The 13,155-nt window shown below is 41.1% G+C and carries 11 protein-coding genes and 1 riboswitch; of the genes, 5 read left to right on the top strand and 6 right to left on the bottom strand.

What is annotated here, in order from left to right; genetic code table 11:
• Positions 1-223 precede the first annotated feature (223 nt).
• Entirely contained in the window at positions 224-982 is a 759-nt protein-coding gene (locus tag GVJ38_RS01050) for a tyrosine-protein phosphatase (protein ID WP_159721308.1), read from the top strand.
• 115 nt (positions 983-1,097) lie between these two features.
• Here the strand turns inward: GVJ38_RS01050 and GVJ38_RS01045 are convergent, their stop codons facing one another.
• The 3 genes from GVJ38_RS01045 to GVJ38_RS01035 all read right to left on the bottom strand — a co-directional run bounded on the left by GVJ38_RS01045 (position 1,098) and on the right by GVJ38_RS01035 (position 4,300).
• Positions 1,098-2,561: a glycoside-pentoside-hexuronide (GPH):cation symporter gene (locus GVJ38_RS01045; RefSeq protein ID WP_159721307.1), complete on the bottom strand. Its 1,464-nt coding sequence runs from the start codon at positions 2,559-2,561 to the stop codon at positions 1,098-1,100.
• Positions 2,562-2,832: 271 nt separating this feature from the next.
• Positions 2,833-3,600: a DeoR/GlpR family DNA-binding transcription regulator gene (locus tag GVJ38_RS01040; protein WP_159721306.1), complete on the bottom strand. Its 768-nt coding sequence runs from the start codon at positions 3,598-3,600 to the stop codon at positions 2,833-2,835.
• 166 nt (positions 3,601-3,766) lie between these two features.
• Positions 3,767-4,300, bottom strand: coding sequence for a folate family ECF transporter S component (locus GVJ38_RS01035; protein WP_159721305.1), 534 nt, complete (start codon positions 4,298-4,300; stop codon positions 3,767-3,769).
• 36 nt (positions 4,301-4,336) lie between these two features.
• A riboswitch (THF riboswitch) is annotated at positions 4,337-4,435 on the bottom strand.
• A gap of 164 nt (positions 4,436-4,599) precedes the next feature.
• On the opposite strand from GVJ38_RS01035, the gene GVJ38_RS01030 reads away from it, so the two are divergent.
• On the top strand, positions 4,600-5,367 hold the full coding sequence (locus tag GVJ38_RS01030; protein WP_159721304.1) for a formate/nitrite transporter family protein: 768 nt from the start codon (positions 4,600-4,602) through the stop codon (positions 5,365-5,367).
• A gap of 88 nt (positions 5,368-5,455) precedes the next feature.
• Here the strand turns inward: GVJ38_RS01030 and pulA are convergent, their stop codons facing one another.
• Entirely contained in the window at positions 5,456-7,396 is a 1,941-nt protein-coding gene (gene pulA / locus GVJ38_RS01025; protein ID WP_159721303.1) for a type I pullulanase, read from the bottom strand.
• A 128-nt stretch (positions 7,397-7,524) separates the two neighbouring features.
• On the opposite strand from pulA, the gene GVJ38_RS01020 reads away from it, so the two are divergent.
• The gene (locus GVJ38_RS01020; RefSeq protein WP_159721302.1) at positions 7,525-7,911 is read left to right on the top strand and encodes a YbaN family protein; all 387 of its coding nucleotides are present in this window, start codon (positions 7,525-7,527) and stop codon (positions 7,909-7,911) included.
• Positions 7,912-7,969: 58 nt separating this feature from the next.
• Entirely contained in the window at positions 7,970-8,602 is a 633-nt protein-coding gene (locus GVJ38_RS01015) for a hypothetical protein (protein ID WP_159721301.1), read from the top strand.
• Positions 8,603-9,282: 680 nt separating this feature from the next.
• Here GVJ38_RS01015 and GVJ38_RS01010 read toward each other — a convergent pair.
• Together GVJ38_RS01010 and GVJ38_RS01005 are read right to left on the bottom strand one after the other, a co-directional pair.
• Positions 9,283-9,756 carry a hypothetical protein gene (locus GVJ38_RS01010; protein ID WP_159721300.1) on the bottom strand — a complete coding sequence of 158 codons (474 nt, stop codon included), beginning with the start codon at positions 9,754-9,756 and terminating at the stop codon, positions 9,283-9,285.
• A gap of 814 nt (positions 9,757-10,570) precedes the next feature.
• Positions 10,571-12,466 (bottom strand): M13 family metallopeptidase, encoded by a 1,896-nt coding sequence (locus GVJ38_RS01005; RefSeq protein WP_159721299.1) that lies wholly within the window; start codon positions 12,464-12,466, stop codon positions 10,571-10,573.
• Between the two features lie 87 nt (positions 12,467-12,553).
• On the opposite strand from GVJ38_RS01005, the gene GVJ38_RS01000 reads away from it, so the two are divergent.
• The gene (locus tag GVJ38_RS01000) at positions 12,554-13,117 is read left to right on the top strand and encodes a hypothetical protein (protein ID WP_159721298.1); all 564 of its coding nucleotides are present in this window, start codon (positions 12,554-12,556) and stop codon (positions 13,115-13,117) included.
• The last annotated feature ends 38 nt before the right edge of the window (positions 13,118-13,155 follow it).

The following is a 13,155-nucleotide window of genomic DNA, read 5'->3' as shown; positions in this document are numbered from 1 at the left end:
GAGCAGAAATGTTTCGCTTTTTTTGTTTTTTTTAATTCTATAAAAAGTTTCGAGAGGTTGCTGAAAAAGTAAAAAGAATTTAAATAGAATCTAAAAAAGAACATTTACTTCTTTTGCTCACCCCAGTAACATTCCCAATGAAAGGACTTTCTTTCAATCAACAGTTCTCTTATTACATAGCAATAAAATCACATCAAGAGGCCTGAGTCAAAGGAGCTAAGCTATGGAGATTTCAATCACCAATTTCAGAGACCTCGGCGGGATCTGCAATCAAAAAGGCCAAAAAATCAAAGATAAAAAATTGATCCGTTCAGGTCAACTCACTAATGTCAGTAAAGAAGATCGGCAGTTGCTAACAGAAGACTATCATTTACGGAAGATCATTGATTTTCGGATGGCAGCTGAAGTTGAGTACGCGCCGGATACGGTCTTGCCAGGTGCGACTTACGTCAATATCGATCTACTAAGTCGGATCGATGCTAAAAATGCTAGTTTCACTGATTTCTTAAAGCTTTCATCAGTTGAAGAAGTCGATTGCTACCTATTAGGTGTTTATCGGGAGCTTATCTTGAGTCCAGCTGCTCAGACAGGATGGCGCGAATTTTTAGAACATGCATTAGAGATGGAAGAAGGCGCGCTGTTGTTCCATTGCTTTGCTGGGAAAGATCGGACGGGCTTTGCGGCTGCTTTGTTACTGGCTTTGCTGGAAGTTGAACCACGAGTGATCTTTGAGGATTACTTGGCAACGAACCACGCACGCCGCCAAGCGAATTTAGAATTGCTGGGAGTTTTAGAAAGACAAGGCTTTGACCCTAAAAAACTAGCGGTGATCGAAACTACGCTGCAAGTCAAAAAAGATTATTTAGTTTCGGCTTTCCAATTGATCGAAAAAAAATTTGGGACCTTTCAACACTATGCGCAAGTGCTAGGTTTTGATCACGAGCAATTGAAGGCATTACAGAAAATTTATTTAAGTGATTGAGTGATTGACTGGGTAAACGCCAATGAATGCGTTGTTAAAGCTAGTCAGTTTTCAGTCAATTAAAAAAGGATTCTCCAACTTGCGGAGAATCCTTTTTTAGTCCTGTTTATTAAGCTTAAGCCAAGTTGCCGGCTTCTTTAGTTTCAGCTGTTACATGTTGGCTGTTTTCTTTTGAAAGTGACGCTTCTAAATCCGCAACGATTTCAGCGTGGCGTTTTTCAGACAGCGTAACTTTTTTGGCGAAGATCACAGCTGAGATGATCAGTAAGATCGCAGGTGCTAAGAAAGCATAGAATTCAAAGGTTGCAACACCTTTTGATGTAATGTCATGAGCGGTTGCATTTCCAGTCATACCGGCAGCAACAGCAACGAATCCGACGATCCCGTTTGATAAAGCACCGGCGATTTTATCTAGTAAAGGCCGAATCGATAACGTGACAGCTTCGTTACGAGTCCCATTTTTCCATTGACCGTATTCCACTGAGTCAGTCAAGGTCATTAAAGCCGACAAGAAGATTAACTGGATCGGGAAGTAGAATAAGACTAAACCAACGATGACCATTGATAAGTGACTTGCTCCGAAATGTAAGAAGACGTAAGACAGTAACATCATGGCGATCCCGCCTAAGTAAATGATTCGCCGGGTTAAGACCCGCGTCAAGATCGGAAATAGTGAGACGGAGATGAACCCTAAAACTGCAGCAATCAAGCCGACTAACCAGAATTTATTTGCCATGTTCAACACATATTTGAAGAAGTAAAGTAAAACGGCTGTCGTCGTTACATTGGCGATGGCAAAGCCGATATACGACAAAGCTAACCATAATAATTGATCATTTTTAGAAATTGCTTCAAAGACTTGCTTGATCCCAGCTTTTTCATCAGCATTTTGTTGACGGATCGCACTATCATTTTCTTTCGTGAATAAAGCCGCAACGACAGCGGAACCACCTGAGATGACAGCGACCACCACGGCAAACCAGAACCAACCTGAAGCCCCTTGGTCACGGTTACCAGTCATCATGAAGGTGAAGAATGTAACTAAAGGAACCACTACTAACGTCGTACCGTTTGCCCCGAGTGAAGAGCCTAAACGCGCGAAAGTTGCCAAGTTTTCACGTTCTTTATTGTCGGTACTGATCGCTGGGATCATCGACCAAAACGCGATATCTTTAAATGAATAAAACGCATCCAAAATGACAAAAACGATTACAAAAGCGATGATGAAAAGGGTCGTGTTGTGTGTTGCTAAACCAAAGAAATTGGTGAAGATCGCAACGAGTGAGACGGCACTGACCAATCCGCCGATGACTAACCACGGTTTAAATTTTCCAAATTTTGTTTTCGTATTATCGATCACACCACCGATGATCGGGTCAAAGGCGATCTCGATCAAACGAATACCAACAACTAAACTAGTGACGATCCCGATCATTTTAGCATTTGTTTTTGCATCGGTACCAGCAAACATACAACTAGTGACAAAGATCATAAAATAAGTGCTGAGTGTTACGTAATACGTGTCGTGTCCGAATGCTCCAAACGCATAAGCCAACCGCTGTTTCAATTCCTTCTTCATTCTTGTTCCTCCTAAAAAATTTTCCTTAAACCGATTACATTTCAAATTATTTGTTGAAATATGATTGATTTATTTTTCTTGAGTTCATAATAAATCGTTTTCAAACAATAGTCAACACGTTTTTCGTTTTTTTTGTTTGAAATAGTTGTAAATAAAGAAAAATTAAATTTTATTGGCGTAAACGGTTTCTTTTTGGGGATAAACCAAACAAAAATCTACAAAAAAAGAGCACGAAAGACAACGTTCGTGCTTTCGTGCTAGCGGATATTCGTTATTTTTTAGTGATGGGTTCGGTGATTACTTTGACTTGCTCCGCTAATTCTAAATAACTTTGTTCAGGGTCTTGGTTCATCACGACGGCACTTAACTGATCGAGCTGATAAAACGCATAGAAGTCGCGTTGATTGAGTTTAGAAGTATCAGCAAGTAAAAAGCGTTCTTGGGAATTATTAAAGGCGATCGTTTGGGTTTGACCCTCTTCAAAGCTTGCGGTCATCACATTGCCGTCTTCGATCGCGTTGCAACTGATGAAGGCTTTGTGGAAAAACATTTGCGCGAGATTCACATTCGCTAGTTCACCGTAAAATGCATTGGTTCGCTGCCGCATCGCCCCGCCTAACAAATATAATTTGATGTCTTCATGATGGATCAAATGATTGAAGACCGGCAAGCTATTGGTCACGACTTTTAAATTTCGTTGGTCGATCTGTTCAGCCAATAATTCGATCGTCGTACCAGGTCCTAGAAAAATCGTATCTTCATCATTGATCAACGAGAGTGCTGTTTTAACGATCGCTTGTTTTTCATCGATGTTCAAAATTTTCTTTTCTGTATGAGATAGTTCCAAATATTTATAACTGTGGAGACTTTGAGCACCACCGTGGATCTTGCGTAATTTTTTTTGGCGATCTAGTTCAGTCAGATCGCGCCGGACAGTCATATCTGAAACATCCAAGTGATCCATGATCTCGTTAACTTTGACCGTTCCTTTTTGATTGACCAAAGTTAAGATTTTTTCGAACCGTTCTTCTTTTAACACACGATCACTCTCCAATCGGATAAATTTTTTGCGGGTTCCCGCAGTTTTTCTTAATTGTAAGCTAAAAGTTAAGTAAACAAAAGCAACTGGTTTATGAAACGAAAAAATAGCATGAAGAGATAGAAAAAGGGAGAGAGACATGCCGAATGTCCCACTCCTTTTTTCGTTAGTGACTGTGCAATGTAAAACGTGCGAGCCACTGTTTATACGGTAACACGGTTCCTAAAAAGTAAGTCGTGATACTTTGCAAAGGGACCCAAATGATTGATTTGATCAGCCGCGGAGTCCAGATCGCCCAACTAGTCAGCGGTACTTGGTATAACATAGCTAACCATAGCGGGGTCAAAATCAAATTGATCACGACCGTGGTTACAAGAACTGAACCGATCGCATTTTTCCAAGTGATTTCTTTTTTATAAAAGAAAAAGCCGTAGATCGCACCTTCTAAAAACGCGTTGATCGTAAAACCGATGAAAAACGGCGCTTTCGCAAAAAGTGACATCCCTACTAGGTCGGCGATCATCGTGCCGATGCCTGTCCATAACGGACCAAAGAACATCCCCATGATCATCTCTGGAACAAAGGTAAAGCTGACTTTCAAAAATTGTGTCTCGATTCCGAAAAGCCGAGACATGACGACCATCATCGCGATCAATAAGGCCATCGTCGTGATGCTACGCGCATCGAGGTGTTTTTTCATTGTGAGCATCTCCTTTTAAGAGCTGCTACATCTGCATGCAGCGAATGCGAAAGTAAAACCGCAGAAAAAAATTCTTTCGTCCAAAAGGCAACATCCCATCCTTTCAGCACTTAACGCTTTACTTCCTACTCTGATTTTTTTGGCCGAAGCCGCCTTTATCCTAGCACAGATTAGAATTTGTGACAATTGATGAAAAAGCTTCCAATAAAAAAAGCTGTTTCTTCCTCAAAAACTTTCTTTTTTTATCAGTGAAAGCATTGTATGATAAATCCAGTCAAAAAATCGAGGGAAGTGAACGAATGTTTTCTCCAGCAGAAACCGCAACAGTTTGTATCCATAAAGGGATCGAAAAGACACAAAAGAATTTACTTGCTAAATGTTTATTAGGTTTTATCGGTGGCGCGATGATCTCATTAGGTTATCTAGCTTACATGAAAGTCGCAGCCACCGCACCAGTGGAGTTAGGTTTTTTAGGAACGTTATTAGGGGCTGCCGTTTTTCCGATTGGACTGGTGGTGATCTTATTAGCTGGTGGGGAATTAGTGACGGGCAATATGGTCGCTGTCTCGATCGCGTGGCTGGATAAAAAAGTCAGCGGCTGGGAAGTCGTAAAAAATTGGGCGGTGATCACGCTAGCTAATCTAGTCGGTGCTGTGTTTGTCGCGTATTTTTTCGGGCATTTGGTCGGATTGACTGCTAGTGGAGATTATTTACACGAGATGTTGCATGTAGCAGACAGTAAACTTGCTGCCACGCCGCTTCAATCTTTTGTCTCAGGTATCGGCTGTAATTGGTTTGTCGGCCTTGGCGTGTGGTTAAGTTATGGCTGTAAAGACTCTGCCGGTAAGATCTTAGGGATTTGGTTTCCGATCATGATCTTTGTTTTATTAGGCCTTCAACATAGTGTGGCGAACATGTTCGTTTTATCTGATGCGATCATTGAAGGCCACATCAGCTTAGTGGACTTTTTTAAAAATATCATTCCCGTTTATTTCGGCAATATTTTAGGCGGCGTCGGCTTTGTCTCGTTTCCGTATTTTGCTTCGTATGTAAAAGGCCATGCATAATTCAACCACAAGAAATCTGCTGATCAGCTCGATCAGCAGATTTTTTTAGTAGCGCAAACAAATGATTGAAGCTGATAATTAGTTCACATTAAAAGCTATGATAAAAAATAGTCGCACTAAGTGGTAATAATTGCTGGTGACGATGCGCTTTTTTTTCAGCGATCTTTTCTTGTGGCAACGCATTACTCAACAGTAGCTCCGCCCGTTTGAAATCGATCAGAGGAAGCTTGCGAGTAGCGGTGCTGGCATTGAAGGCAAGGAGAAATTCATTGTGCCGATCAAATAGCCGGATCACGATCAATTGATCATACGCTGCAACAAGTCGTGCATGATGGCGGATATCTTCGTAACTTTTTAAATGAAACAAACGATGCGTTCGGCGCAATGCGATCAGTTGTTTAAAATAATTCGTGACGATGTGTAAACTGGCCGCTTGCTCCCAGTCCAACTGGTTGATATTATCAGGTGAACGGTAGCTGTTAGGATCACCTTGTTTTGTCCGTAAAAATTCTTGACCTGCTTGGATGAAAGGAATGCCTTGCGCTAGTAAGACTAAACTGGTCCCTAACGTGTTTCGTTTGATACGCTGTTGCGGTGTATCGTTGGGGTTCGTCTTAACGAGTTTATCAAACAAAGTCAGATTATCATGGGCTTCTGCATATTGGATGATTTGCTGTGGACTAGTGTAAGGTGTTGTAGGCGTAAAGGCGCCAGCTAATAATTGCTGAGCTAGATCGGGTTCAAATAAGACGCCGCCGTTGATGAAGCCGGTATGTTGATCTGAAAAGACATCGCCTTTGATTTGATCTCGCAAACGGTCATTGAAAAAGGCGATGCGCGGAATCTGCTGGGCATTTTGTTGGATCGCTTTTTTTTCAGCCGGTAAAGTAGTTGCTAGATCCCAACCTTCACCTAAAAGTAAGATGGTCGGATCGATCTCATCTAAGGCTTTTCGGATCGCTTGCATCGTCTCTAGATCAAGATTGCCCATCAAATCAAATCGGAAGCCATCCAAGTGGAAATTTTTAGCCCAATACACGACACTATCCACGATGAATTTACGCATCATCTTGCGTTCTGAAGCGAGATCATTGCCCACACCAGTTCCATTAGCAAGTTCACCATCTGCCTGATAGCGGAAATAATAGCCCGGAAATGTTTTGTGGAGCGGATGTTCTTTTGGTTCATACACGTGGTTGTAGACGACATCCATGATCACTCGAATCCCAGCAGTGTGTAATTTTTTGATCATTTGTTTTAACTCGCGAATGCGTACTAAAGGATCGTAAGGGTCAGTACTGTAAGAGCCTTCTGGGACATTGTAATTCAGAGGATCATAGCCCCAATTGTATTGCGCTTCTGCTAAGTGTGTTTCATCGACTGTCGCAAAATCATAAAAAGGCAAAATTTCGACGTGGGTGACACCGAGTTCTTTTAAATAATCAAATCCAGTCGCCTGACCCGTGGGGGTAGTGGTCTGCTCTTCAACTACGCCCAAGTATTTTCCTTTTTGGCTGATCCCGCTGTTTGGGTCAATGGAAAAATCGCGAATGTGCAACTCATAGATCACCGCATCAGTCGGCGGGATTCCTTTTAGACGCTTGAAATTTTTGAGCGCGACGTCATCAGGTGCGATGACGACTGATCGTTGCCCATTGACTGTCGCACCCGTAGCATAGGGATCTTGACTGTAAACTGAGGCGTGCGGCGCATAATAAATCAAATAACTATACACGAGATTGCGACAATCTTGTTGTAATGTGACTTCAAAGGTCCCCAAATAAGTTTCTGTCATCGTTTGAACGGTGGCGATGGGGCTATTTGGTGTCGCGTCTTGGTAACAGATAAGTTCGACTTTCGCAGCTAGTGGTGACCACACGCGAAAAGTAGTTTGTTCAGCTGTGTAACTTGCACCGAGGGGGCCATCGTAATAAAATGCTTCATCAAAGGCCTGGGAACGAATCAAACTGCCAAGCACTTTTTGACGAATGGTCGTGTGCTGGAGCGTTTCGAAGGTTTCTAGCGACATAAGTGCAACTCCCTTCTAAATAGTTTATAATTATTATATCATAATTATATCATAGTTTATTCATTTTATAGGGGCGGGTCTAGTTAAGGACTAGCACGGCGAGTGAAAGTTTTACGAGGAGGGGCGCGATGAAAAAGGTGATCTTTACTAGTTTGGGGGCGCTGACTTTTATGATCGGGACGATCGGGATCTTTGTACCGTTAATTCCTACGACGCCACTTTATTTAGCAACTGCTTTTTTCTGGTTACGCAGTTCAGAAAAGTTGTATCAGCGTTTCACTGCTTCTAAAAATTATCAGCGTTACATTCAACCGTTCGTCACCAAAGAGCTTTCGACTAAAAGTTTGCTCAAAATGTTTGGCGGGATGTTTTTCGTTTTTGCACTTTCTTTTTTAGTAGTCGACCATCTCTTTGTCCGCTTACTATTGATTGGGATCTATCTAGCTTTATTGGTGGGGTTGACGAGCTATTTGAAAGGACCGCAGCTGATCAAAAAAATTCGTTCCAAAGAGTGAGAACAATTATTTTCCAGATGTAAGCTTTTTCTTTATAATGTAAGCGAGGTGAAATAAGATGGAAAAAACGACCCAATTTGAAATGATCGTCAGTAATTTAGCAAATGATTTTTTGTCGAATGCTTTAGAAGCTCCGCAACGTTTATTGCCGATGGCGGAAAAGATCGCAGGTGAGGCACAGACGATTAGCCAAGCAACGGAGCCAGTCAAAGCAAGCGCGGAAAAATTATTGTATGTCTCAGAAGGAAATATCATCATCTTAGATCAATTGAAACAAGCGATTTTGACTGGTGATACTACCACCGTGACTGAAGATGAACTCCTTAGCTGGCTTGATCCGCAAAAGATCTCACAAGTCAATCATTCGCAGGCTTTACTGAACCGTTATGAGACGAGTATCCAACAAAATGTCGATCGCGGAGTTGATTTGGCCGAGATGTATTATCAAAATTATTTTATTGAATATGTCACGGGTTTGATGTTCATCTCCGTGATCAAAAATTTATTGGAGCGAAAAGAATTGCTTTCGGATTTAAAAACGGAAGTCTCTGGAGATGATCGCAGTGGGGCAGTACCATATGGGATCTTTAACACAGTTGCAAATAATTTCAAAAAAGAACTGGTTCGGCAGTATTATAATTACCAAACGATTTTAAAGATCAAAGCGATGGATGATAAGGGTCAGAAATAAATTTAGAAAGGAGAGCGGAATAGAATCTGATTGGTGTGTTTGATAAATAAAAATATTAATAAACTTTATGCACAGTCTAAACACCCTAGTGAAATACAAAAACGTCATCGTAAAATCTCTTGTATTATTGAAGTTACTAACAATCAATAATACAGGAATTACGATGACGTAATTTGTGAATGTCATAAAATCAAGTACAGAGTGAAATTCAAGCGAATAGTCCAAGACTGAGGTTAAGATATATGTGGGAATCTTCTTCTAATTGTGAATCAGCTGACTAGACACTTTTGCTCTAATTCTATTAAACATAGATTTGATTGCCAAAAATATGATCAATAGACTAAACTCTGAATAACTAATAAATTTTACCAAGTGGCTGAAATTTACACTTGCTTAATAAATGTCTTATCGTATTTTCAAGAGTGAGAGTAACATGCATATACCAGTAATTACTAAAATAACTTTCTGTATTATAGGGTATTTTTTTATAATAGGATTATATTCAGCTCCTAAACATAGAACTACCAGGAATATACCAAATGATAATAAAAATACTGGGTCAATCATGTTATAACCAACTTTCAAATAATTATTGTGCGGCAATCCAATGCACTATTGGGGGAGGCTTTAATTGATTTCCTAAAAAAGCTATAATTACGCCATTTCCATTATTGACCCTATTAATTACTACTGCCACTTGCTGCAGCTAAACCTCCAAGTACAGCTCCTAAAGGACCGCCAACTATAGGAGCTATGATACCCGCTATTTGTTGTGCGTCAGGAACGTTTTTAGCATCAGAGTCTTTTAGGTATAAGTCAAAGCCTTTCCAAGTATTAACGATTTTAGTTACACCTCCGCCAGCTCGTAGTAGGAGATTAGTTTTGTCTATTAGAATTATTGAGGCACCTTCAGCAATAACGTCATAATTAGGGGAGATATTTTTCTTTATTTTTTCAATCCAATGTTGAGTAACTTGTAAGTTTCCTTCAGCATCCACAACTAAATCACCAGAAGCTATCCGTTTTTTAGTAAAGGATTCTCCAGCTTGCCGAGCCTGTGAAATAGCGTCTTGGTTGTTAGGTATATATGTTTTTTCTGAGGGAACGTTTTCTGAAGCAGAGACAGCATCAGCATTAATTCCAAAGTTCAGCAAGGGAGCAGTTGACATGAGTAATGTAGTTAAAAGACAGAGCAACGTTGTTTTTTTTTCTTGACTTCATAATAATTTATCACCTTTACAATTAGTAATTGAAGCACCTTGATATTAGCATAGATATATGTCTATGTTAATGAGTTTTTCTACATTTGTCAGTAATTATAATAGGGGTATAAAGCGTTTCCAATTAATTTTGGTACACAGTTATCAATCTACTAAGGTTTCATAATAATCATGGGCTAGTTTGTCTTTTTAAAGTTATTTTATATCTGTGAGCGTGCCAATAAACGCAATACTGAGCAAAAAATAAATTCGTATTAAATTTATGCATATTGGATTGATGCACCTAAACAGTTTATATATTTCATTGAATTATAGATGTTAAGTAAAGTTAGCAGATATTAAACAGTATCTACTTAGTTCACAAAAATGTGAAAAATGCTGGGTAGGACTAAAATTTTTCTTGATTTAGTAAATACGGAACTTGGTATATAGGTTTCCAAACCTAACTATTTTTATCACAGGATAGTTTTTACTAACATTGATTTTAGGTTAATATCTTTTTGCAATCAATTACCAAACGATCTTAAATATCAAAGCAATGGATGATAAAGATTCCGAACAATCCTAAAAAAGTTACTCGGCTTTGAGCTGAGTAACTTTTTTTATAGCCTAAGGGATGATAAAGTTGTCTAGCTTCCAGAACCAACTCTCAGAAGAATTAAGTCGAGTTTGACTCCTGATAAAGCGCATCATGCGTCAAATTCGGCTTAATTTTCGAGAGCTGACCGGTTCTGTTAGCTTTTGATACTTACCAGATCTGAACCCGGCTTTCTGGTGGCAAGTACATGCCATCATCAGGCTGGATGTCAAAGGTTTCATAAAAATCAGCCAAATTTTTGACTTGAACGTTGGCTCGAAGTTTATTGGGCGCGTGAACGTCAACGGCTAACAGCAATTGCGTGTATTCAGCACGTGCTTTCATCCGCCAAATCGTGGCCCAGTTGATGAAAAAGGCGGAAAGATCGACATCTGATTCTCGTTTAGCGGCTTCGAGCGCGCAGCTCAATCCGCCGGCATCGGCGATATTTTCCGAAACGGTCAGCTTGCCATTCACGGTGCCGCCCGCGATCTCAAGGCCATCAAATTCTGCGACCATATCTTGGGCTAATTGTTTGAAGGCTGCTTGATCTTTTTCTGTCCACCAATTATTCAAGTTGCCGTATTCATCAAACAAGGCGCCATTGTTGTCAAAAGCGTGAGAGATCTCATGGGCGATAACCGCTCCGATCCCGCCATAATTTTGACTGCTGGACTGTTTCAAACTGTAAAACGGTGCTTGTAAGATGGCAGCTGGAAAGACAATCAGATTGCGAAACGGATGATAATAAGCGTTGACCGTGTCAGCACTCATCTCCCATTCATTGCGATCCACCGGTTGATCCCATTTGCTGAATTGATCTTGTCGGACTAAGAAACTAAAATGTAAGGCATTTTCCAGCAAACTTTTTGCCGGATCGACTTTGAACTGGTGATAAATCGCAGGGATCTCATCAGGAAAGCCGACTTGGATGCCTAATGTATTTAATTTAACGATCGCTTTTTGACGAGTCGCTTCACTGAGCCAGCTGGTAGTTTGCAGCCGCTGTTTGTAGACGTCCACCATCGTTTCCACCATTTGCGTTACATCTTGTTTGGCTTTTTGGCCGAAATAAGTTTGACCATAATAGTCGCCAACGATTTGATCAAAGCGACCACGAGCTAAATAAAAAGCGGCTTTTTTCTTGGGACGCGCTTCGGTTGCTCCTGACAATGCTCGGGAGTAGATCCCGCCAGTTTGCCGAAAATCTTCACTCAAGTAACCGGTCAAAGCATTTAAGGTCATGACGAGCATCCAGTGTTTCAACAAGGTGAAATTTTCTGGAGTGACCAATTGATCGAATGCTGCGAAATAAGCGGGTTCTGTTACGATGATTTTTTCTGGTTTTGCACCGATCACAGCTAGGATTAACTGATCAAACGCCAAATAATGGGAGTGACTGGTAAATTCTGCCAATGTTTGTGGATTGTACATTTTGCTATAATCCGCATTTTCTTCCGCACTTTTTACGTGAGGCGCTAATAGTCGGTCAAAGGCAAGGGCGTCTTCAGTGATCGTTTGAGCGGCCGCCGCATCGTAGTCAGCTAAAGCAAACAACTGTAAGGTCATCTGTTTAAAGATTTCGCTTAACGCTTCTGCTTGCGGATGCTCTGGTTCGTAATACGTTTTATCGGGCAAGATCAAGCTTGGAGCTGCCGCAAACAGCGCGTTACGTTGCGCGTTTTTCATGTCCGCATCGATGTCTAAGCCAAATGGCAAAGGCAATCCCGCCAGTAACCAGTCAGCTAGCTGATCATTCAAATCAGTTAAATCTTGTAACGCTTCGACGCGTTGTAGTAACGGCTTCATTGGTTCGGCACCTTGAGCATCTCGCGTCTGGTAGTCACTAGCTAATTGGAAATAATTGACGTATTCTTGCATCGCCGCGTTCAATTTAGTTGGATCAAGCTGGAATTTTTCCGTTTCTTCCAGCAATAAATCATCGATCTGATCCACTAAGTCTTGAAAGCCGCCAGTCGCCGGTTTATCGGCTGGGATCGTCGCTTCTTTGAGCCATTGTCCATTGACTGCTTCATAGAAATCTTCTTTGATCAAACTTGTATCCATTGCATCACGTCCTTTTTTTAACTTTCACCTTCTATTATGGTATATTTGAAAAAAAGCGCCAACCAAAATGACTTAGGAAGTGAGTCAATGTATTATCCAAAAAACAAATGGGTCGAGTTGTCCCCGGAAAATTTTGTGCGTTACACGTCTTGGCAGACTCCCAGCGGTTTTTTGTGTGGAACGTATGCGGCAGCAGTTTTACTGGCATACACCCAAGACCACTTGCAGCCAGATTTACTACCAAAAACGATCCGAACCCCAGGTGAAGCTGCTCCAGATCGTTTGATCAGTGTGTTACAGCCAGTTTTACAACCGGTAGATTTGCCCACAATCCCAGCGCAGATCGCGGTTTTGTTGAATCATTTTTTAGCGCGTTACAGTCAGGCAGCACCTCGTGTGCGTTTTACCAGTGTCGGCGGTTGGTATCGCGCGGTTAAACGCATTACTAGCGGTCAGCCGGTCATGATCGGCTTGTTGAAATTATTAGGCAGCACGTATGGCAATCACTGGGTCGTCGCCTATGGTTTTTATGAAAATGAACGCGGTGAACGATTTTTCAAGATCCATGATAATTGGGGTCACAGTGATAAAATCATTCCGGCTAGCTGGGCCAATGGGACGATCAGTTTTGCGCCAGATTTACGTTTCTAGCAAAATCGAAAAAATATGGTACACTATGGGTAGAAAAA

This window comes from Enterococcus sp. CSURQ0835, assembly GCF_902706605.1.
Classification (GTDB): domain Bacteria; phylum Bacillota; class Bacilli; order Lactobacillales; family Enterococcaceae; genus Enterococcus_A.
Note: the sequence above shows the minus strand (reverse complement) of the source record. Positions and strands in the feature narration are given on the sequence as shown.